The 24,746-nt window shown below is 45.8% G+C and carries 11 protein-coding genes and 1 other annotated feature; all 11 genes read left to right on the plus strand.

Features of this window, described 5'->3' with window-relative positions; genetic code table 11:
* The first annotated feature begins 167 nt into the window (after positions 1–167).
* Complete coding sequence (locus ACYVJQ_RS02645) at positions 168–2,738, plus strand: lamin tail domain-containing protein (RefSeq protein ID WP_460891523.1); 2,571 nt, start codon at positions 168–170, stop codon at positions 2,736–2,738.
* A gap of 76 nt (positions 2,739–2,814) precedes the next feature.
* A complete protein-coding gene (locus ACYVJQ_RS02650) occupies positions 2,815–3,612 on the plus strand; it encodes a sulfite exporter TauE/SafE family protein (RefSeq protein ID WP_460891524.1) in 798 nt (265 codons plus the stop codon).
* Between the two features lie 158 nt (positions 3,613–3,770).
* Positions 3,771–4,874: a DUF6588 family protein gene (locus ACYVJQ_RS02655; RefSeq protein WP_460891525.1), complete on the plus strand. Its 1,104-nt coding sequence runs from the start codon at positions 3,771–3,773 to the stop codon at positions 4,872–4,874.
* 299 nt (positions 4,875–5,173) lie between these two features.
* The gene (locus tag ACYVJQ_RS02660) at positions 5,174–8,269 is read left to right on the plus strand and encodes a SusC/RagA family TonB-linked outer membrane protein (protein WP_460891526.1); all 3,096 of its coding nucleotides are present in this window, start codon (positions 5,174–5,176) and stop codon (positions 8,267–8,269) included.
* A 24-nt stretch (positions 8,270–8,293) separates the two neighbouring features.
* Positions 8,294–9,889 (plus strand): RagB/SusD family nutrient uptake outer membrane protein, encoded by a 1,596-nt coding sequence (locus ACYVJQ_RS02665; protein ID WP_460891527.1) that lies wholly within the window; start codon positions 8,294–8,296, stop codon positions 9,887–9,889.
* Between the two features lie 642 nt (positions 9,890–10,531).
* Entirely contained in the window at positions 10,532–13,792 is a 3,261-nt protein-coding gene (locus ACYVJQ_RS02670; RefSeq protein ID WP_460891528.1) for a SusC/RagA family TonB-linked outer membrane protein, read from the plus strand.
* 11 nt (positions 13,793–13,803) lie between these two features.
* A complete protein-coding gene (locus ACYVJQ_RS02675; protein ID WP_460891529.1) occupies positions 13,804–15,393 on the plus strand; it encodes a RagB/SusD family nutrient uptake outer membrane protein in 1,590 nt (529 codons plus the stop codon).
* 23 nt (positions 15,394–15,416) lie between these two features.
* Positions 15,417–15,506, minus strand: a sequence feature (Phe leader region).
* Between the two features lie 717 nt (positions 15,507–16,223).
* The gene (locus tag ACYVJQ_RS02680) at positions 16,224–19,235 is read left to right on the plus strand and encodes a SusC/RagA family TonB-linked outer membrane protein (RefSeq protein WP_460891530.1); all 3,012 of its coding nucleotides are present in this window, start codon (positions 16,224–16,226) and stop codon (positions 19,233–19,235) included.
* 13 nt (positions 19,236–19,248) lie between these two features.
* Positions 19,249–20,754: a RagB/SusD family nutrient uptake outer membrane protein gene (locus ACYVJQ_RS02685; RefSeq protein ID WP_460891531.1), complete on the plus strand. Its 1,506-nt coding sequence runs from the start codon at positions 19,249–19,251 to the stop codon at positions 20,752–20,754.
* 13 nt (positions 20,755–20,767) lie between these two features.
* Positions 20,768–21,340 carry a hypothetical protein gene (locus tag ACYVJQ_RS02690; RefSeq protein ID WP_460891532.1) on the plus strand — a complete coding sequence of 191 codons (573 nt, stop codon included), beginning with the start codon at positions 20,768–20,770 and terminating at the stop codon, positions 21,338–21,340.
* 368 nt (positions 21,341–21,708) lie between these two features.
* Positions 21,709–24,738 (plus strand): SusC/RagA family TonB-linked outer membrane protein, encoded by a 3,030-nt coding sequence (locus ACYVJQ_RS02695; RefSeq protein ID WP_460891533.1) that lies wholly within the window; start codon positions 21,709–21,711, stop codon positions 24,736–24,738.
* Positions 24,739–24,746: the final 8 nt, after the last annotated feature.

Below are 24,746 nucleotides of genomic sequence, written 5' to 3' on the forward strand. Positions count from 1 at the left end.
GTGTAAATTGATTTAAAAATTCCGGAGGAAGAGCGGTGAAATGCGCCTTCTTCTGGGGTTAAAGCCCTTTGCGTTTTGGGCCCGTTTTTGGAAAAACGGGCTTAAAACGCTTACAGCCAGTCGCAAAGTACGCCAACTTTTCCAGATAATTAAAGTACAGGTCAAAGATGCGGCAATTCTTTCTGGTACTTCTGCTCTGGCAGATGGGTTTTTCCGGGGCCAGGGCCCAACTACAGGAGTCGTTCTCAGACGGTGATTTCACCCAGAATCCGGCCTGGGTTGGGGACGCAGACTATTTTCAGGTTAATGCCGCCCGCCAGTTGCAAAGCCGCGGGCCGACCGTTACGGGCACCACCATCCATTTAGCTACCGCCAATGCCCTAGCCACCGGAACCCAATGGGAATTCTATGCGCAACTGGCCTTCGCCACTTCGTCGGGCAACTACGCCGAGGTACATTTAACCGCCGATGCCCCAGACCTGAAAGGCGCCCTGCGCGGGTACTTTGTGCGCATGGGCGGCACCGAAGATGAGGTAAGTCTTTACCGCAAAGACGGTAGTACCGCCACCCGCATCATTAATGGCCCAGACAAAACAATCGCTGCCTCAGACAATAAACTGTGGGTAAGGGTCACCCGCACCGCTACCCATGAATGGACCCTGGAGATAGACGTAACCGGCACCAGGCAGAAGTACGTGAGTATTGGCACAGTGCAGGATGCGCGTTATGTCACCTCCGCTTATGCAGGTGTGCTGTTCCGCTACTCGCAGGCGAACGCCCAGCGTTTTTATTTTGATGACTTCACTATTAAAGATATTGGCGCGCCCAGCCTTATAAGTGCCACGGTGACCGGGCCCCGTACGGTAGACCTGGTTTTCTCAGAACCAATTTCATCTACTGAAGCTACCAATCCTGCCAATTATCGGCTCAACGGAAATACAACGCCCCAGACCGCTGATTGGAACGCCTCTAAGCCGGAGCAGGTAAGATTAACCTTTGCCCAGGATTTTGATACGGGCTCTAACCGGCTAGAAGTGCTAAAGGCCAAAGATGCCGCCGGAAATGTGGCCCAGAACCTCACGGCCACTTTTATGTACACCCCAACGGCCCAACCAGGTGATGTCTTGATCACGGAGATATACGCTGACTTTAACCCTTTGCAGGATCTTCCCGCCGCTGAGTTTATTGAACTCTACAACCGCAGTGACAAGACCTTTAATCTGGAAGGCTGGAAGTATTCTGATGCCACGGCCTCTATGGGCGTATTCCCGGCGTATCTGTTGCGGCCCGGGGCCTACGTGATTGTCTGTGCCGCGGCAGATACGGCACTTTATAAATCCTTTGGTCCGATGCTGGGGCTCGCTACATTTCCTTCCTTGAATGATTCCGGAGATGACGTGGAGCTTTTCAATGCCAGCGGGCAGTTGATTGATTTCGTGCGCTACACCACGGCCTGGTACCAGGATGCCGCCAAGAAAGACGGCGGTTGGTCCCTGGAACGCTTGAATGTCAACAGCCGCTGCACGGGCACCTCGCAGTGGAAGGCCTCAGAAAACCCGCGGGGCGGAACTCCGGGTGCCGTAAACTCCCTCCAGCGCGAGGACCGGGAACCGCCAGTACTGCAACAGATTACAGCCACCGCCCCAGACAAATTGCTGCTTACCTTCAATGAAGCCCTGGACAGCGCCGATGCGGTTTCTTTCACCCATTATACTATTGGGTTGGGTCTGGAAGTCCGGCAGGTGCAGGTTTTGGCACCCTATTTAAAGGAAGTGGAGTTGACGGTAGCCCCAGCCCTGAAGGAAAATGAGCGGTACAGTGTTACCGTGCAGGAAGTAAGGGATTGCACCGGAAACTTGGCGGCCAGCCAGCAAAAGACAGTTCTGCTGCCGGCGGCCCCGCAGAAAGGAGATGTGGTGATCAATGAGATTCTGTTTAATCCCCGCACAGACGAGGTGGACTTTGTGGAAGTAGTGAACAGGTCTCCCAGGCACCTGAACCTGCAGGGTTGGAGACTGGCTAACCGGGCCGATGGGCTGGTAGCCAACAAGAAAGTAGTAACTACCCAACCATTGCTGCTGGCCCCCGGCGAGTACCTGGTCTTTACCTCAGATGCCGGCAAGCTGCAGAAGGCGTACCCGGCAGGCAGAGGCGAACGGTTTCTGACCCTCTCCTCAATGCCCGCTTACCCAGATGCCTCGGGGAATGTGGTCTTGCTCCTGCCTAATGAGGAAATCATGGATGAAGTAGCCTATGAAAGCAGCCAGCATTTTAAACTACTCTCAGATGCCGAAGGAATTTCGCTGGAACGGATTACCCTGACTGGGCCGTCCGTGGCGGCCAACTTCCATTCGGCGGCTACGGTGGTGCAGGCCACGCCCGGGTATGAGAATTCCCAGAGTCAGGAAGGAAAAGCACCCAACGGCAAACTCACCCTACACCCCAAAACCATTACGCCAGACGGCGATGGGGTAGATGATGCCCTGCTGCTGGAGTTCCGGTTGCCGCAGCCGGGTTTTGTGGCCACCGTCACCATCTTTGACGCCCAGGGCCGCCACATCAGAAAGCTTTCTGCCAATACCCTGCTAGGCGCGGAAAGCGTGCTGCAATGGGACGGCCTCACCGATGCCGGAAGCAAGGCGGCCATTGGTTATTATGTGGTGCTAGTGGAGCTTTTCAACCTGCAGGGGCATCGGGAAGTGCTCAAAGAGACAGCCGTGGTGGGTGGGCGTTTTTGACCTGTTTTTCAGAAAACGGGCTTAAAACGCAAATTCTTGCCTGGCCCTTTGATTAGCTGTTACATTTTAAGAATATTTGCGGATTCATCTGCCGCATGCCCGGCTTAACCTTGAGACGTTGGAGATTGTGTACCTGTGCCTGTTTGCCTTTCTGGCGGGCCTGATTGATTCTGTGGTAGGGGGCGGTGGGCTTATTCAGTTGCCGGCGCTGTTTGTGTTTTTGCCGCACGTGCCAGTGCCCATGGTGTTTGGGACGGGCAAGCTTTCAAGTATTGCCGGCACCACGGTCTCTATGTGGCGCTACGCCCGCAACGTGGAAATAAACTGGCATGCCTTGCTGCCGGCGGCTATTACCGCTTTTGTCTTCTCTTTTCTGGGGGCCCGGGCCTTAAGCCATTTTGATACGGCGTTGCTGCGCCCGCTTATTCTAGTGCTGCTGGTTTCGGTGGCCGTGTACACCTTCATCCGGAAAGACTTTGGGTCCATTCACGCGCCCCGGCTGGCCGCCAATAAAGAAATCTGGTACGGCGTGGGTGTTGGCGCAGTAATTGGATTCTATGACGGTTTCTTTGGGCCTGGTACCGGTTCTTTCCTTATCTTCATCTTTGTAGGCATCTTCGGGTTTAATTTCTTGACGTCCTCGGCCTCTGCCAAAGTGGTGAACGTGGCTACTAACCTATCGGCGCTTCTATATTTTGGCTACAAGGGATATATTCTCTACCATATTGGCATTCCTATGGCCGCGAGCAGCGTGCTGGGCTCAGTGGTGGGAACCCGCATCGCGTTGGTGAAAGGCTCTGGTTTCGTGCGGAAGCTTTTCCTGGTGGTAGTTACGGGCATCATCCTCAAGTTCGCCTATGACACCTTTAAATAGGCGTCTGTTTCTTTCTATCCCGGTCCTTCCTTTAAAATCACTACTTAATACTAAGTAATGTACTACCGCTGTCTTTGAATATTCTTGATTAATAAGGATGTTTGCATCTTGTAAAGTATAAGACAGACAACAATAAATTTAATTAAGACAGCTTAGTGATGAAAAAAAATACTCTTAAAGTATCTTTTTACGCCCTGGTATTTCTTTTTTCGTGCCTGACCGTTTCAACGGCGCAGGCGCAGGATGAGGTAGGGGAAGTAATACGGGCAGGAAAAGAAGACGCAACCAAGCTATTGCGGGCCTACGCAGAACCCGCCAGCAAGGCCTTCGGGCATGGGCTTAACGGAGGTTGGTTTAATTCAGGCCAGGCCCTAAAGCTGGGCCGGTTTGATATAAGAGTATTTGCCACTGCCTCTTTTGCGCCAGACGAAGACAAATCCTTTGACCTGGCTACTCTGGGTCTGAGCTCCAACGTAAAATTCAACACAGGAGCCTCCACTATTGCCCCTACTGTTTTTGGCGAAGCGGTAGATGGTCCTGAACTTCGCCTTTTCGCTACCAACCCAACCACCAAGCAGCAGGAGGAAATAGCCCGGTTTAATTCCCCGCAGGGATCTGGGTATGATTTGCTCCCGGTGCCTATGGCGCAGGTTAGCTTGGGGCTTGTGGCCAACACAGAGGTAGCCGTTCGGTTCTCACCTAAAGTTGATTATGATGATTTTGAGGGAGAACTCTGGGGCGTGGGCCTGAAGCACGGGCTTAAGCAATGGATACCTGTCCTGAGTGAGGTGGAAGGTTTTGATATTGCCCTTTCTGGGGGGTATACCAGCCTGAAAAGTTCTTACACGGGCATAGATGTGCAGGTAGCTGATGAGGACCGCGCATATGCCACTTCGCAGCAATCACAACCTGGTTATTACAGCGGGCAAGCCATCAGGCTGAACACCAAGGCCTGGACTACCAGCCTGATTGCCTCTAAAACCCTGGGCATACTTAATGCCTATGCAGGCGTACGGTACAGCAATGTGGAAACAGACTTAAACCTGGAAGGCAGATATCCGGTGCTGGCTTACAAAACTACGGTGCCTTATAACAAATACATTGAAGACATTTCTAACCCTATCATGCTGAACATGCAAGACAGCCAGTGGGGCGTTACCGGTGGCCTGAGATTGAAACTGGTTTTCTTGTCTATCTACGGAGAATACACCCTGGCCAAATACCCTACTGCTACCGCTGGAATTGGCATAGGTTTCTATTAAAATCAGCCTTGCTACATGCGCAACTCTAAGGGAAAGATCTCCCTCTTGTAGCCTAATTGAGCGTTAACCGGCCACTGCGTCTTAAAAAAAATGGCCCGGTACCAAAATAGCCTGCCCTTTCAAAAGGGCAGGCTATTTTGTTTTTAATGGCATAAAAAAGAGATTAAGGTAGAGGGGCTTTGGGGAGTGTAAAATGCACCATGTTTTTAAATGTAGTGAAAATCTAATATTTAATTTTTGTTAAGTCTTTATACTTTACTACTTTGGGTAATTAATCCTAAACCTATACTAACAAACACATGAAGAGAACTTTACTATTAAGCCTCGTGATGATGCTGGCACTTGTAACGCAAGTGTGGGCACAGGAACGGACGGTAACAGGACGAGTGACTGACTCAAAAACCGGGGAGGGAATGCCCGGGGTGACAGTACAACTCAAAGGAACCACCTTGGCATCGCCTACAGACGTAAACGGTGCATATTCTATTAATGTGCCAGCTTCTGGGGGCATACTTGTGTATACCTTCATTGGGTATTCTCCTCAGGAAATTGGGATAGGGAACCGCACTAGCATTAATGTGCGCCTGGTAACAGACCAGCAAGCATTAAGTGAAGTAGTGGTGGTTGGTTACGGTACCCAGCTCAAGAGAGATGTGACCAGCTCCATCTCTCAGGTGAAAGGCGAGGAAATCGCTAACCTGGCCACCCCTAGCTTTGACCAGCAGTTGTCTGGCCGCGCCGCAGGGGTAGTGGTACAGCAGCCTTCCGGTATCCTGGGCGCGCCACCTACCATCAGAATCAGGGGGGTGAACTCCATCTCAGGAAGTAACTCTCCTTTGATCGTGATTGATGGGGTGCCTGCCTCTTCCGGAAACGTGGGTGCGTTCACCAGCGTGAACGCCCTGGCAGACATCAACCCCAATGACATTGAGTCTTATGAGATTCTGAAAGACGGTGCCGCCACCGCTATTTACGGGTCACGTGCCTCTAACGGGGTTATCCTGATCACCACCAAACAAGGAAAGCAAGGCCAGGCTAAATTCAACTATGACGGCTGGGCCGGTTGGTCTCAAGCCACACAGCTGCATGACCTGTTGAACGCTGAGCAGTTTGTGGAGATCCAGAATGAGAAATACAAAAACGCTGGTGCTACTTCTTTGCCAGCGGTTTATGATGGTACCAACACCAACTGGAATGACTATGTATATAGAACAGCATTCCAGCAAAGCCATACCATTTCTGCCAGCGCCGGTACTGAGCGAACCAAATACTATGTGTCTTTGGGTTACAGTGACCAGGAAGGTATTGCCATTGCCAACAGCTTGTCTCGTTACTCTTTAAGAGCTAACCTGAACCAGAAAGTGACCAACAGAATTACCTGGGATGTGCAGGCCGGTCTTACCCACCAGGAAAACCTGGGCCCTTTGGTAGGTACCAACAGCTTGTCTGGTAACACCTTTGCGGTAATCCGTATGTTGCCTAACGTAGCGGTGTACAACCCTAATGACCCTACCGGTTACAACATTGACGCCACTACCCGCAGCTCTTTGAGTAGAGGCTCTAACACCATTACCATTGCCAACGGTATTCCTAACCAGTTGTTCGTGTTGGAAAACAACATCAGAAAAGGAAAGACTTACCGTTTTGTAGGTAATACCTCCTTAAGCGCCAACATTGTTGACAACCTTACCTTCAAGACCTTGATTGGTACAGACTTCAGCATTGTAGAGGATTTCAACTACACAGATCCACGCCATGGTGACGGTCTTTCTTCTGGAGGTACCTTGTCTCAGGCCTATAGCCCATTCTATACCTGGAACTGGCAGAACATCTTGTCTTACAACAAGTCTTTCAATGACAGCCATAATTTTGATGCAACGTTAGTGGCTGAGTACACCAAGAGCCGTTCTTCTTTCATTCAGGCTTCTGGTACTACCCTCTCTGACCGGTTCTTTAACCAGAACATTCAGTCCGGAACATTGACTACCCAGCAGATCTTTGGTGATCTAGAGGAGAACGGACTGGCTTCTTACCTGGCTCGGGTGAACTATAACTTCAAAGGTAAATATTACCTGGGCGCATCTATCAGGGCAGATGGTTTGTCAAAACTAGCTCCAGATAACCGTTGGGGTTATTTCCCTGGTGTATCTGCCGCCTGGAGAATTTCTGAAGAAGACTTCTTCAAGGGAACCGGAATTGTTGACTACGTAAGTGACGTAAGAATTAGAGGTAGCTATGCTGAAGTAGGGAACAGTGGTATTGTGAGCGGTAACTATGGTTACTTAGGCAGCTACGGCTCTGTACAATACGGTGGTGAAAGTGGTATTGCCTTCAGCAACACCGGTAACCCGCTGTTAAGATGGGAAACACAGAAAATCTCTGACATTGGTCTGGATTTAGGCTTCCTGAACGGAAGAGTGAACTTTGAGTTCGCCTACTGGAAAAAAGACAATGATGACATCGTATTAGGTGCTCCAACTCCTCCTTCCTTAGGTGTGCCTAACAACCTTATCTACAGAAACATTGGTAGAATGGTGAACGATGGTTTAGAGTTCTCTTTAAGCGGCAATGTGATTGAAGGTGAGAAATTTACCTGGAACTCAAGCCTGAACTTCTCTACCCAAAACAATGAGGTAAAAGAATTGGTAGATGGCCAGGACATTATTGGTGCCTATAACATCATACGAGTAGGAGAGTCTTACAACTCCATTTATGGTTACAGATATGAAGGCGTAAACATGGCCAATGGTAACCCTATCTACAGAAAAGCTGACAATTCCTTGGTGCAAGGTGACATTAACAGCAACTCTTACAAAGTGTATGACCCTGCTAACCCTACTAACGTAGCCACTACCTCTTCTTTGACTGCTAGTGATAAAGTAGTGTTAGGTAGCGCCTTGCCAACCTGGTTTGGCGGATTTGACAACAACTTTAAGTATGCCGGCTTTGATCTGAATGTGTTCTTCCGGTTCTCCGGCGGAAACTACATCATGAACCGTACCCGTCAGGACCTGTTAACCATGTTGTTTGAGAACAACGGAACAGAAATTTTGGGCAGATGGCAGAGTACAGAAAAACCAGGCGACGGTCAGACTCCTAGAATCAGACAAGGCAGATCTGGTATCATCAACACTGAGAATGAGGCTTCTTCCAGATTTGTGGAAAGCGGTGATTTCCTTAAGTTGAGCAATATTACCCTGGGGTATACCGTGCCTAAGACCTTCACTGAGAAGTACAAGTTTGAAAGAGTACGGGTATTTGCCCAGCTCCAGAATGCTTTGACTTTCTCTGGCTACAAAGGCCTTGATCCTGAGATGTCTTCTTCCATTGGGGTAGACTACAACACAAACCCTCAGCAGAGAGTGTTTTCTTTTGGTGTAAACCTTGGGTTTTAATTTTTAAGATTTAAATTTTTCAAAATGAAAAATACCTATATAAAGAGTGTTATAAAGGTGGCTTTGGTGGCGCCTTTGATTTCACTGACATTTGGAATGACTTCCTGTGAGAAGGAAGTGATGGAGCTTAATGCACCGGATAGAGTGACGGAACTGGGCGCCTTTGAATCTCCCGCCAGAATCCAATTGGCCATGAACGGGGTTTATGATGCTGCGCAAAGTGGATTTTACGCTGGTGGAGCCGTAAGGGGGTATCCTTTTGGGGCGGCCAGTATTGCACAGGGTGATGCCAGAGGGGAAGACATGCTGAACATGGAAGCCTTCTATCAGATCACGTATGAGAACCTGTACAATGCGGCTTCGGCCAACAACCAGTACATGTGGGAAACCCTGTACGCGCTCATTAACAAAGCAAACGTGACCATTGAAGGTGTGCAGGCCGCAGCTACGGCCGGCGTTATCACCAAGCAGGTGGCAGATGAGTATGTGGCAGAATGCCTTTTCCTGAGAGCACTGGCACATCATGAACTGGTTACTAACTTTGCGCGGCCCTACAACCATACAGCAGACGCATCGCACCTGGGAGTTCCGGTAAGAACTTTGGCGGTGAACACGCCCGCCCGAGTAGATGAGGCAAAAAGCCAGGGCCGTAATACGGTAAAACAGGTGTATGACCAAATCATAGCAGATTTGAATACGGCAGAAACCTCTTTGCCTGCTACCAGAAGCACTTTCCAGACTACCAGAGCCACCAAAGGCGCAGCTATTGCTTTTAAAACAAGGGTTCTACTGCACAAATTTGACTACGCCGGTGTCATCACCGAAGCAACCAAAATTGTGTCAGGAGATGTAGCACCTTTCACCAGCCCTATTGGAGGTTATAAATTAACCGCTGACCCAACAGGACCATTTGGCGCCAACAACAAAAACAACACAGAGTCTATTTTCTCTATGCTGAACTCAGCCACAGACAACGCAGGAACCAACGGTGCCTTGCCGCAGATGTACGGTTCAGCGCCAAACCGGGCTCTGGTTGCCATTAGCCCCGTTATCTGGAACCAGACTTTCTGGCCAGTAGCTGACAAGAGAAGAACTTTGTTGACAGACGTTAGCTCCAATAATTTCAGGTACACCACTAAATACAACGGTGACAAGGTAACCTGGGCAGATAACACGCCTATCATCAGATACGCTGAGGTGTTATTGAATATGTCTGAGGCCATTGCCCGCACCGCCGGTGTGACCCCTAAAGCCCTGGCGCTGTTAAATGCTGTGAGAGGGAGATCTACCACAGAGCTTATAGTGGCTGTTACACCCCAGCAGTTGATTCAGGCCATTGTAAACGAGCGCAGAATAGAGTTCCTGGCCGAAGGCCTGAGATGGAAAGATATTCATCGCTTAGCTGTAGAAGGATTGTATGTGTACAAAGGCATTCCGGCTAAAGTAACCAAAGGGAACACTCTGCCATCTGACTATGTGGCGGCTAGCGGAACTGTAAGGGCTGGAGCCTTTGCCGTACCGGCGCTGCCTTATGATGATTACAGATTTGTCTGGCCACTGCCAGCCACTGAGACTTCTGCCAACCCAGTGTTAGCTAAACAACAGAATCCGCAGTACTAATGAAGTACTAATGAATTAAAGCATAAAAAAAGCCTGCCAGTGATGGTAGGTTTTTTTTATGCCCTTTTAAAAGGCGGGCAATCTAACTTTCTGTTTCAAGCCTGCTTTTTTAAAAACAGGGCCAAAGTAGCTTTTTAACTAGTTACGGTAAAAATGGGGAAAGTTCTTCTCTTAAAGTTGGTGGCCTTTTCTTAAACGATTACAAACTCTGATGCTGTACTCTATAATAAATAAGATGAAGATGTAAAAGCTGCCGCCATCAAATGGAACACAGGCTTAAGAATAAGAACGAACCGATTTGCTACCAAAGGATAGGGAACACTGCGTGGATGGGATTGAAACAGCTATACTTAAAGAAAAACCAAGCAGGGAGTGAATAAAAATTTAAAATTATTTTACCGCTCAGAAATGCTTTGTAGCCAGAAAAGATGCTTTTAGATTTTAATAAAGGCAGAGAAGTAGAAAGGGTAATACGTTCGGTTTTTATTAACCAAAGCGGGGCTTCTTTGCATAGTTATCAATGGGCATCCAGTAATAGAAGGCTGAGTGATGGGTCTAGGCAAAGCTAGAGTGGCCTAAACAGGGTAGCTTCCGTGGCATTTAAGTGTTAATAATTTGTTAATGTGTTTGTATTACCTAAATTTGGTTATCAAGAATACTCATCTCTATAAACAAACAAACCACATGAAGAAAGCTTTACTTTTCAGTTTCGCTTTGATGTTGACGCTTCTAACCCAGGCGTACGCACAAAACCGAACTGTAACAGGACGAGTGACTGACACTGCCACAGGAGAAGGAATGCCTGGTGTGACAGTGCAACTCAAGGGCAGCACGACTGCTGTTCCCACAGATGCAAACGGTTCCTATTCGATCAATGTCCCCAGCGCGGGCGGTACGTTAGTATTCTCTTTTATTGGATACAGCAACCAGGAAGTGGCCATTGGCAGCCAATCAACAGTAAATATTCGTCTAGCCTCAGACGCAGAAGCCCTCAAGGAAATTGTGGTAGTTGGATATGGTACCACTACTAAGGAGTCTTTTACCGGTACCGCGAAAGTGGTGAGCGGGGAGGCGTTAGATAGAAAGAATGTTTCTAACGTGACCCAAGCGCTAGCCGGTGAAGTTGCAGGTGTGAGAGTGGTGAATACCAGCGGTCAGCCGGGTACGGTGGCCACCGTGCGTATTAGGGGTATAGGCTCTGTTAATGGTAGCCGTGACCCACTTTACGTAGTAGACGGTGTTCCTTTCTCAGGTAGCCTTAACTCCATCAATCCTGCTGATATTGAGTCCACTACAGTGTTGAAAGATGCTGCTGCCACCTCTATCTATGGTTCAAGAGGAGCTAACGGTGTAGTTTTGATTACCACTACTACCGGCCGTGGCAAGAAAGCCTATATTGAGGCTGATGCTAACTTTGGTACTAACCTGGCCTTGTTGCCACGTTACAATACCATCAAATCACCAGAGCAATACATTGGCTTGAGCTGGGAGGCTTTGTACAACAACGGTGTTGGCTTGAACAATGCTAACCCTACTGCTTTTGCCAACGCCAGATTATTCTCTAACAGTGGTATCAGACCAGGTTATAACCTGTGGAATGTGGCTACTGCCGCAGAATTGATTGACCCTAACACCAAAATGGTAAGAGAAGGTGTTACCAGAAAGTACACACCAGAAAGCTGGGAAGATGAAGCTTTCCAAAGCTCTGCCCGTAAAGAAGTGAACCTTAAATTTGGTGGTTCTAACGGTGGTACCAGCTACTATTCTTCCTTCGGTTACTTGGATGACAAAGGATATTCTGTGAATTCTGATTTTGAGCGTCTTTCTGCTCGTTTGAATGTAAGACAGGAAATCAAATCTTGGTTGACTGGTGGTTTGAATTTTAACTACGCCAGAACTGAAACCAACAACAATGGTCAGACATCAGACTCAGGAAGTATTTTCTGGTTTGTAGACAACATGCCTGCCATTTACCCTGTGTATTTAAGAGATAAGAACGGCGCAATTGTGCAGGATCCTGTCTTTGGCGGTAACCAATTTGACTACGGCGTAGTTACGCCACGTGGTTTTGCTGGTTTAACTAACTCTATTGCAGACGCTACTTTTGATACCAACAGAACCAAACGTAATGAACTGAACGGTAACGCTAACTTGGATTTCACTATCCTGAATGGCTTAACCTTAGAGAACAGAATTGGTGCTCAGTATTACAATAGCAGATATCTAAACAGAGGTAACAAATTCTACGGTGGTTCTGCCTCACAAGGGGGTAGCCTTTTCCACCAAGGAACTGAGTTGCAGTCTTATAACCTGTTGAACCTGTTAAGATACAGCAAGACTTTTGGTGACCACAGCTTAGAGGCCTTAGCTGCCCACGAAGCCACCAACTGGAGCCAAAATGTTCTAACTGCTTCTGGTTATGGTTTAGTAGATAACTACGAAGAAGATTTGAGTAATGCGGTTGTTTTCAACCCTTCTAACTCTTACACTAACTCTTATGCCCTGGAAAGCTACTTTGGTCAATTGAATTATGACTTTAATAAGAAGTATTTCCTGTCAGCTACCTTAAGAAGAGATGGAACCTCTAGATTCCGTGAAGACAAATGGGGTACTTTCGGATCAGTAGGTACTGCCTGGGTGATCTCTAACGAGGATTTCATGAGCTCACAGACAATCTTGAGCAACCTGAAACTGAAAGCCAGCTACGGCTTAATTGGTGATCAGGCTGGGGTAGGCTTCTATCCTGGGTTTGACTTGTTCAACATTGATCCTTTGAATGATAGACCAGCCTTCTCCTTTAACTCAAAAGGAAACGCTGACCTGACTTGGGAGACTTCTAAAATGTTCCAGACAGGTATTGAGTTCGGTATTGGCAAGTATTTGACTGGTACTTTTGACTACTATGTTAAAAACACTGACGACCTGATCTTTGACGTAAGAGTAGCCCCTTCACAAGGATATGCTACTATTAAATCAAATGCTGGATCATTGAGAAACAAAGGTTTTGAGTTTGATTTGACAGGACACCTTCTGCAAACCAAAGATTATTACCTGAACCTGAGCCTGAATGGTGAGATGTTTGATAACGAAATCACCAGAATGCCTATCAACCCTGCTACCGGTAGACAAAAAGCGATTGACCCACAATCACCTTATGGTTGGGCAAAAGGACACTCTATCTTTGATTTCTACATGAGAGAGTGGGCTGGAGTAGATCCTAAAGACGGTAAGGCTCAGTGGAACAGGATATACAATGACCTTAACAACAACAATGTAGTTGATGCTGGCGAAGGTATCTTGGATCTTGCTGACTACCTGGACAAAAACCCAGATGTAAAAGAAAGCTCCTTGAAAACAGTTACTACTAAAACCTACACGCTGGCTACGCAGAAATTTGTTGGAAAATCTGCTATTCCAGATGTAAGAGGTGCTATTAACTTGGCTGGTGGTTTCAAAGGCTTTGAACTGAACGTTCAAATGATCTATAGCTTAGGTGGTTATTCTTATGACGGTGCTTATGCCACTTTAATGCATAACGGCCTGATTGGTAGCAATAACTGGCACCAGGACATTACCAAGAGATGGCAAAAAGAAGGTGACATCACTGATGTTCCTCGTTTGAGCCATAACCAAGATGTAAGCGTGAACGCTACTTCTACCCGTTTCTTGACCAAAGCCAATTACCTGGCCTTGAACAACGTGCGGTTGGGCTATACAGTGCCGTCAAACTTCACTAGCAAATTTGGTGTAGGCGGTCTTTCTGTATGGGTGTCTGGTGATAACTTATGGCTTAAAACCGCACGTGAAGGATTCAACCCTTCTGCCGCAGAAACTGGAGCTTCAAGTATGTATCAATACTCTCCATTATCCACTGTTACAGCTGGCTTAAGAGTTAAATTTTAATTTTAATCAACATGAAAAAAGGTTTATATATAATAGCGGCAGCGGCTCTTTCCTTTACGGTGAGCAGTTGCGGAGATGACTTCCTGGAGAAAGAGCCTAATCAGCAGATTTCTCCAGAGCAAATTGCTGAGGCTTCTAAACAAGATCCAACACTGTTGAACTCTTTTGTATCTGGTTTATACTCAACCCAGTACAATACTTTCACAGGTGGTACTACCGGGCATGATGACTTTGGTCAGAAAGGAATGGATATCTTCAGTGATATGCTAGCTTCTGACATGGTGCTGGCTGGTATTAACTATGGCTGGTATTCTACTGTAGCCAGATATCAGGCTCCTACAGACTTTACGCTAAACCCGAACTACGTTCCCTGGAGGTATTATTACAGAATCATTTTCGCGGCCAATACCTTGATTGGTATTTTAGGAGGTGAAGATGCTGTAAAGCCAGGTGATTCTCGTAGTGCTATCATGGGTCAGGCGAAAGCCATGCGTGCGTATGCCTATTTTTACTTAGCCCAATACTACGCACAAAGCGGTTATGGTACGGGTGCAGAGAAAATTTTGCCTATCTACACCATTGGTACCACCCAAGACGTAGCACAGCCAAAATCTACTTCTGCAGAGGTTTACAACCTCATCATCAGCGACCTGACCCAGGCTATTCCTTTACTTCAAAACTTTAACAGAACCGCTAAAAACGAGATCAACAAAGATGTAGCTAAAGGTTTGCTGGCATATGCCTATGCGGCCAGAGGCTCTCAGTCTGATCTTCAGCAGGTAATTACCTTGACTAATGAGGTATTGGCTGCTGGTTTCCGGGTGTTAAATGCGAATGAAGTAGTTGGTCAGGTTGGGCCTACTGGCGCGTTGTTGAATGCTTCAGCAAACCCAGGCTTCAATAGCGTGCAAAGCCCAAGCTGGATTTGGGGTATTGACCTTACAGTAGCAAACGGTCTTGACCTGGTTTCTTATTGGGGCCAAATGGATGTGTTCACCTACAGCTATGCCTGGGCAGGTGACCCTAAAACCATTGACCTTGGGCTTTACAACTCTATTCGTGCAGATGATGTAAGAAAAGGACAGTTTGACCCAATCAACGGCGGTATTGAGTCGTTCTACGCTGCTGATGGCTACGGCCCTGGTGACATGGACTTAATGCCGGTAAACAAATTCTTTGACCCAGCCAGAAAAATTGCTGGTCAACGTGTGGTTACCACAGACTACGTGTACATGCGGGCAGAAGAAATGGTTCTTTTGAACGCAGAAGCCAAAGCTAGATTAGGCCAGGATGTGGCTGCCAGAGATATGCTGAAAACCCTTATGTCAAAGCGAATCTCAGCCGCAACGTACCCTGCGTATGAGCTGACCTTAAACACGCTTTCCGGCCAGGCTTTGATCAATGAGATCTACCTGCAGACTCGTATTGAGCTATGGGGTGAAGGAAAGACTTATCTGGCTATGAAGAGACTGAAGAAAAATGTTACCAGAGGAACAAACCATTTGTTCTTCCCTGGTGAGACCTTTGCTTGGGACTCTGACCAATTGACCTTCAACATTCCTCAGAATGAAGTGATTAACAACCCAGTTCTTAATCAATAATCATTCAGTAGTTGAATTTTATTCTAAAAAGGGCCTCCCAAATGGGAGGCCCTTTTTGCGTTTTAGGCCTGTTTTTTGAAAAACAGGCCTAAAACGCAAAAAGGGTATAAAGGCAGATTCTAACGTTTGGCAAAAATTGGTTTCAGCCGGAAATTATTAGACGAATCATTTTTCGCAGAAGCTGCAGGTAAATCTTTGCTGGATTTATTAGGAAATAGGTAGCTCACCTTGGGTTTATTCCAGCTGCTTATACAAGAGTGAAGGCTCAAGGTGGTTTTACTATATCTATTACAATCAATATTCCTAGCTATCTTTCTAAATAGTATGATTTGAGTTTAGGCTGCAGTGAAATGAGATTTAATAATTTTTGAAGAAACTATTGCCATAAAGGGCCAAAGAGGTGATCCTATTACATTGACTGTGAAAGCTAGGTAAGATGTTTTTCTATTTCTTCTATTCAATAACCAAATGAAAGGGAAAGTGTAATGTGAAATATTAAACAAACATGATATAAGTAGAATATGCAAAGGAAAAAATTCGCCCCAAAGGTCTGTAAAACGTTTCGCCTATTATTTTAATAAAAGAAAAGGTGTCTGGGCAGATTTATAAGAGACTATGGTTGAGTTTTTTATGCAGTTCTATGGGCAATCCTTTTATCAGACCCAACCTAACAATACAATAGCTTATCTAATTCTGGATTTTTGTTCCATTATCACTATTAGTAGGTAGTAAAAATATCTGATTTCTTGTTAATTATTTGTTAATGTCCTGTATTTGATTAAATTTGGTAATCAAGAAAAATCACCTCTACAAACAAAATCCAAAAACAGATGAAGAAAGCTTTACTTTTCAGCTTCGTGCTGATGTTGACACTTGTTGGGCAAGTGTGGGCGCAGACACGAACTGTAACAGGACGAGTGACTGATGCGTCAACAGGCGAGGGAATGCCTGGTGTGACAGTCCAACTCAAAGGAAGCACTACAGCCGCTCCAACGGACGTAAATGGCTCCTATTCGATCAATGTCCCCAACGCGGGCGGTACTTTGGTTTATTCCTTTATTGGGTATACCAACCAGGAAGTGGCTATTGGAAATCAGTCAACCATAAACGTGCGTTTAAGCACAGATGCACGTCAGCTTTCTGAGGTGGTGGTGACAGGTTACGGTGCTGTGCAAGACAAACGAGAAATCACTGGTGCCATTGCCACTGTAAAAGGCGCTGAAATTGAAAATCTGCCTATGCAGACGTTTGATAAAGCATTGCAGGGCCGTGCTGCCGGGGTACAGGTAGTGTCTAACGGTGGTCAGCCAGGTGGTGGTATCACAGTTAACATTAGAGGTACAGCCACTATCAATGGTACAACTCAACCTCTTTATATCATTGATGGGGTTCAGGTTAGCCCTGGCGGATTGTCTGGACAGACTTCTGCTAACGTGCTTTCCTCTATCAACCCATCTGATATTGAGTCTATTGAGATTTTAAAAGACGCTGCCGCTGCTTCTATTTATGGAGCACAGGCCGGGAATGGAGTAGTAATTGTTACTACTAAGCGGGGTAAGGCTGGTGCAACTAAAGTAAAAGTATCTGCACAGTTTGGTGTTTCAGAAGCTTATAACCCTTATGAAATCCTGAATGCAGAAGAGTGGTACACCCTTCGTTCAGAGGCATTGGGTAATCAATACCAAAGAACAGGTACTGCTGGAGGGTATGCCGCTGGCGTAGCTAGAGCCGGAACTCTGTATTATCCAAATGGAGTGCCTGCCAATGGACAGTTTCCTACCTATAACTGGGTTGAAGCCATTCAGCAGAAAGGAAAAGTTCAGGAATACGGGCTTTCTCTAAACGGAGGAGATGAAAAAACCAGATTCTTTGTTTCTGGATCTTTTAACAACACTGAGGGCACTGTGCTTAACTCTTCTTTCAAGAGAGGTACTGTAAGAGCTAACTTAGACCATAAGTTAAATAATAAGTTCTCTGTTGAGTCTACTATTGGTTTAACGGCTTCTCAAGCATTAGGGCCATCTACCAACGCTGGTTTCTTCACCAATGGTGCTTTTACCGGTGGTTTGTTTACTGCGCCAATTAACCCTATCTATAAAGAAGACGGAACGTTCAACACTTCTTTAGTGGGTACTTCTTTGAACATTGTACAAAATATTGTGCGTGAAGACCGCCAGGGGGATATTGTGCAGACGGTGAGTAACATGGCCTTCAATTATGACATCATCCCAGGTCTGCGCGCCAGATTACTGGCAGGTATTGACTTCTCTGACGTGAAAGACCGCAACTATCGCCCAGGGGACATTCCAGTAGGAGCAAGTGTGGGAGGAAGCGCTTTGGAAACTGACAGAAGAAATACCAACTGGACTGGCCAAGCTACTTTAAACTATAACAAGCGTATTGCCGAGGTTCACAATATTGGTGCTTTGGTAGGTTTTGAATATAGAAGCGTTGACCAAACCACCATTAGTGCCGGTGGACAAGGCTTTGCAAGCCCCTTGCTCAAATTAGTTGGTAGCGCTGCTACTCCAACCACAGCCTCTTCTTCTTTTGGAGGGTATAAGCAGGCTGGTTTCTTCGGTAACTTTAAGTACGACTATAAAACTAAATACTTAGCAAGTGTAACTGTTCGCTATGATGGTTCTTCAAGATTTGGTTCAGACAACAAATATGGCTTGTTCTATGGTTTGTCAGGCGGATGGAGAGTTACTGGCGAGGAGTTCATGCAAGGCGTTACCTTCCTGAATGATTTGAAATTGAGAGCTAGTTACGGTGTAGTGGGTGTTCAACCTACTTCAGACTTTGGCGCGCTTGGCTTGTTTGGCGGCGGAGGGCAATATGCCAACGACCCAGGCCTAAGACCTACACAATTGGAAAACCCTAACTTAAAGTGGGAAGAGTCTGCACAGACTAACTTAGGTCTTGATTTCTCTATGTTCCGTAACAGATTCTCTGGAGCAATTGATGTTTTCCGTAAGAAAAACACCAACCTTATTCTGGGCAGACAGTTGCCAACCGATTCAGGTTTCGGAACTATTCTTGAAAACGCAGGCGCCGCTCAATCTGAAGGCATAGAAGTTCAGTTAAACACTGTGAACATTGATAAGGGTGGTTTTACCTGGTCTACCGGGTTCAACATCAGCTTCATGAGAAATGAGCTTTTGGCTTTGAATGAAGGCCGTACAACGTTGAACAGCAACCAGTATGAAGTAGGTAGAGCACTCAACCTTATTTACACCTACAAATGGGCCGGGGTAAACCCAGCAGACGGAAGACCAATGTGGTATGATGTAAATGGAAACATTACCTATTCTCCTAAAACGGCTGATTTGAGAGTTGTTGGTGATCAGAACCCTGCTTACTACGGCGGTTTCTCCAATAATTTTGCCTACAAAGGCTTGTCTTTAGACATGTTGCTCCAGTATCAGTACGGAAACGAATCTTATCTACAGGCAGGGCAGGTTCTTGAGTGGGCTGGATCTGGAACAGATAACCAGGTTAGATCACAGTTACAGAGATGGACTACTCCTGGCCAGGTAACTAGCGTTCCTCGTCCTTATGAAGGTGGTTCAGAGCCAGGTGGTTATGATCACACTAACTTGTCTTCCAGGTTTGTGGAAACAGCTTCTTATGTCCGTTTAAAGCAAATTTCTTTGAACTATAAGCTTCCTTCCAGTCTAACAGACAATATCAAAGTAGGAACTGCAAGTGTGTTTGTTCAGGCACTTAACCTGGCCACCTTCACTAATTACAGAGGAGATGATCCAGAAAACGCTGGAAACAACCTGAATGCATATCCAAACCCAAGAACTATCACGGGTGGTATTACATTGGAGTTTTAATTAAGAATTTACCATGAAGAAGAAAATAATAGCACTTTCTATATTGGCAGGCTTGTCATTGCAAGCATGTGAAAATATAGTAGAGGTAGAGCCAAAGACTTCTCTGGCTGCTGGTACAGCTTTGTCTACCATTGGCAGTTATAAAGCGGTTTTAACCTCTGCCTATGACAGAATTCAAAGCTTTACCTACTGGGGTAGAGACATGGCCCTGTTGGGTGATGCGTTGGCAGATAATATTTATACAGAAACCTCACAGGCTTCGGGGCGTTATACCGGCGCAAACCGGAACACCAGAGGGTCGCATTATAGCATTTATGGAACCGCCTATGGTACTATCAATGATTTAAACACCATCATTGCCAATATAGACCAACTTACTGTTGCCTCTAGTGAAGAGACCACAAAAGCACAGGTGAAAGCGCAGGCTTTGGCATTGCGAGCGATGGTTTATTTTGATTTGGCCCGTATTTATGGATATGAGCCTAATAAGATTCCTACTGCAGGGCTGGGTGCCGGCTTTGATAAAAGTGTTGTTTTAAGATTAGTGCCTACTGCTACTCCGCAGGAAGCCAGTTTAAAAGAGCGCGCTACCATCACAGAGGTATATACCCAGATTGAAGCAGATCTTAAAGCGGCCATTCCTGTTTTAGAGGCTGCTACAAGTACTGCTGCAAGGTATAAAATGAACAAAGGGGCTGCCTATGCCTTACTTGGTAAGGTATATCTGTATTGGGAAAAATACGCAGATGCAGAAGCGCAGTTTAAGCTAGCATTAAGCAATACCAATGCAACGCTTTCCTCAAACATTGTATCTGCCTTTAATACGGTGCCTAACCCAGAGTCTTTGTTTGAGCTTCAATTCGTTCAATCAACGGAAATGGCAGGTGTATTAGGCGTAAATGACTCTCCTTATACTTACACCACTCCAAATGGAATAAATTCTCCTTTGTCAGGAAGTGCCAACGTGGCTACTTATGGCGGTCAGCTTCCTTCTGTAGAGTTATTGGCTTTGTTTGGTCTAGATGCCACGCTTTCTAACCAGGCAACTGTAACCGATACTAGAAAAGGATTCTTCTATAGAAGTGGTTCTACCACTTCTGGTTCTGTTCAGTATACTTGGGCCAAGAAATACAGTGCTGCCAATGGTGCTTATACTGATAATATTAAAATCATCAGGTATGCAGATGTACTTTTGATGCAAGCAGAGGCTCAAGTGATGCAAAACAAGTTAGTGGATGCTATTGCTTTGCTTACAACTTTGAAAACCAGCAGAAACTCAGCTGCCATTATTCCGGCGACAAAAGCTGAGCTCTTCCAATACATCAAAGATGAGAGAAGACGTGAGCTTTTCTTTGAAGGCCACAGATGGTTCGATTTAAAGCGTTGGGGCGAAGGAATTACCAAGCCTGCACTAACAGCTGTAGGTACAATATCCAATACTGATTATAGGATTCTGGCTGCAATTCCAACCGCTGAGGTAACGCTTAATCCAAAACTTCCTCAAAACCCTGGTTATTAATTCAATTGAAATAATGATGAAAAAGATATTAAACTACGCCTTTATATTATTGGCAGGCACTTTTTCCCTGGCAAGTTGCCTTCCAGAGGATAATGAAGAAGCCTTAAAGTACCAGGGGCCTACCTACGTGGAGTTTAAAAACCAAACTCTAGGAGTACTTGCTTCAACGCTTAGAGCAAGAGGAGTTGTAACCTCAACTGCACAGACAGATTCTTCAAGAGTAATAGCAGCCAAGCAGTATAGCACAACTTCTGGTACCACTACCACCACTACTGCAGCGCGTACAGTTGACAGTGTTTTGGTGCAATTGGTTGGGCCGCAGAAAAGCACGCCAACTGAAGTGAAATTTGAAGTAATTGCAGGTGCTACAGCTATTCAAGGCACAGATTATACTTTAGATGCGTCTAACACGGGAAATAAAGTAATCATTCCTGCTAACTCTTCTTTTGGTTATATACTTCTTAAACCAATTGTTGGAGGAAGCGCTGCCGGAACAACTAAACGGGTTGGCTTCAAGCTGCTCGACGGCGAGGTGAAAGCATCTCCTAACTATGATACATTCTACGTGTCAATTTTTCAGCCGTAACAAAATGCTGCATTAAGCAGTCTTGCCTTAAAACAAAAAGAGCTACCACATTGGTAGCTTTTTTTGTTTTAAGGCAAGATTTTAAAGTCTAAGGTCTAAGCTTCCTGCTTAAAGTGCTTGAAACAATACTTACAGGTATGAATAAGGGCCAAGCCATGCAATTTAAGGATTGGCCTACCTCATAATATAGGTCCTCATATTGATGCAGTTATGGTGTGCAAAGGGCAGGGAGGATGCCTTATACGGGTCTGGGAAAAAATCGGATGAAATATTTAAGTCTTTCTTCGCTTTAAGTTTGTTAATGTTCTGTTGTTGAGTAATTTTGGTTATCAAGAAAAATTATCTCTACAAACAAAATCCAAAACCACATGAAGAAAGCTTTACTTTTCAGTTTCGCTTTGATGTTGACGCTTCTAACCCAAGCGTGGGCTCAAACCCGAACTGTAACAGGACGAGTGACTGACACTACCACAGGAGAGGGAATGCCTGGTGTGACAGTTCTACTCAAAGGAAGCACTACAGCCGCTCCAACGGATGTAAATGGCTCCTATTCCATTAGCGTTCCAGCCTCGGGTGGAACATTAGTGTTTTCCTTTATTGGCTATTCTAACCAAGAGATTGCCATTGGAAACCAATCAACCGTGAATGTGCGTCTGGCAACAGATGCGCGTCAGATCTCTGAGATTGTAGTAACGGGCTATGGTGTGCAGGAAAAGCGCGAAGTAGCAGGTTCTATTGCCCAAGTTTCTGGAGCTTCCTTTGAAAACCAACCAGTAGCCTCCCTTGATAAAGCTTTACAAGGTAGAGCCGCAGGTGTGGTGGTACAATCGGCTAATGGTTTGCCAGGTGGTGCCATTAACGTACAAATTCGTGGTGTTGGCTCAATTAACACCAGCACTACTCCTTTGTATATTGTAGATGGTGTGCAATTAAACGTTACTGACCGTGCTTCTTTCACTCAGTCTAACCCATTGTCTTCTATCAATACCAATGATATTGAGTCTATTGAGGTAATTAAAGATGCGGCTACAGCAGCAGTTTATGGATCACAGGCGGCTAACGGTGTAGTAATCATTACTACCAAGAGAGGTAAGGCTGGAAGAACTAAGTTTACTGCCAACGTATACGGCGGTGTTTCTGAGCCCTTGAAATATTTTGATGTACTAAACAGTCAACAGCTGTACCAGCAGAAACTGGAAGCCTACCAGAATTATGGTTACACCATTGGAGACGCCAGAATCTTAGCCCGCAGAGACTTTGGTTTAGCAGACGCAGCCCCAGAAACTCAGGTTTCTACCCTGCCTTCCTATGACTGGCAAAAAGAAGTTTTCAAAACTGGTAAAGTGCAGAACTATGAGCTGTCTGCCAGCGGTGGAAATGAGAAGACTTTGTTTTTCATCTCAGGTGGTTACAATTATCAGCAGGCTATTGCTACCAAAGCAGACTTTGAAAGAGCCACGTTGCGCATGAACCTTAACCACTCTGCCAGTGATAACCTTTCTTTTGAAACTAACCTGAACCTGAGCACTGTGGGTCAAAATGCCCCTTTCACAACCGCCGGTACTTCTATTGGTGGTGGACCTTTCGCAGCCAGCTTAATTTTGCCATCTAACCCTTTCAGAAATGAAAACGGTACTTACTATGGTATGCCAGGAACAACCCCATCTTTTAGAGGGGTGTTGAACCAGAACGTTTTAGCGGTAAACGAATACAATGAAATTACCCAACGCACCAATGGGGTAATTGGGACTTTTGCGGTGAATTATAAAATTCTCCCAACCCTTAATTTCCGGTCTTCTTACAGCTTAGACTATAACCTTACCCAAGGTTTTAGCTACCGTGACCCACGTACTTCTGATGGTTTTGCCAGAAGAGGTTTAGCCCAGCAGCAGTCAGACTGGAACACTAACTTCCAGACCGTTCAGTTGTTGACCTACGGTGCCAAGTTTGCTGAAGTACACAAAGTAGATGTACAGGCTGGTTTTGAATACAGAACCGACCAGAACCAAGGTTTCTCTGCCTCTGCAGACAACTTCCCATCTTTTGAGTTCCATAACATTAACTCTGCTGCTAACCCTGTAAGTACTGGCGGTTTCCAGACAGGTTATAAGCGTACTGCCGTTTTCTCAACCTTAGGGTATGTTTACAACGGAAAGTACTCTGTAAAAGGAACCTTGCGGTATGACGGTTCATCCCGTTTTGGAGCAAATAACCGTTTTGGTTTATTCTCAGGGATTGCAGCAGCCTGGAACATCTCAGAAGAAAGCTTCCTAAAGTCTGTTGACTGGGTGAATAACCTAAAAGTGAGAGCAAGCTGGGGCCAGAACGGTCGTGATGGTATTGGCAACTTTGATGCCCGTTACTTGTATAGCGGCGCTGGTGTATATGGTGGTGCAGCCGGTATTGGACCAAGCAGCTTACCTAACCCAGACCTGAAGTGGGAAGTTCGTGAAATGATTGACCTTGGGGTTGACTTTGCGTTTTTCTCTAACAGAGTATCAGGTACTATTGGTGGTTTCTTAGAGAAAAACAAAGACCTGTTGTTCTCTCAACCGCTTCCTACTACCTCTGGCTATTCCAGCATTAGAGTAAACGTTGGTGAACTTGAGCAAAAAGGATTGGAGTTTGAATTGAACACTGTAAACCTAGACTTAGGTGGCTTCCAGTGGAAAACCAATTTCAACTACACTTATATTCACAATGAGGTTACTAAATTGTACGGTGGTGCAAAAGTCTTGCCTTCTGATCCTTCTTTAAGAGTAGGGGAAGATGTAGGAACCATCTGGTCTTATGCCTATGCCGGTGTAAACCCTGCAACTGGTAGACCAATGTGGTATGATAAAGACAACAATATCACCTACTTGCCAAGTGCTGCTAATGATAGAAGAGTTATCGGTTCTACCCGTCCTAAATACACTGGTGGTTTAACCAACAACTTCAGCTACAAAGGTTTTGATTTAGACTTCTTATTCCAGTACCAATATGGAAGAAGACAGTCTGATGGTCAGGTAGTATTCTTAATGGAAAATGGTAACAGAAACCTGAACGCCTTCACTTCCATTTATGAAAGAAGATGGACTGCCCCTGGTCAAATCACAGACGTACCAAGACCTAATTACACTGGAGCTGAATATCAAGGTTCTAACCACGTGCTTGGGTCTACCAGAACATTCTTGAAAACCGACTATATCAGATTGAAGACTATTCAGTTAGGCTATACTTTGTCTGAAAGCTTATTGTCAAGAGTGAAAATGAGATCTGCCCGGGTATATGTACAGGGAAGCAACTTGTTCACCTATGCTGACTACCCTGGATATGATCCAGAGTTCTACGGTGACGCCACTGGTATTGTGCCTAATGCCAAAAACATGACAGTAGGTCTTCAACTTGGTTTCTAATTCAACAG

Source organism: Rufibacter soli (assembly GCF_054781795.1).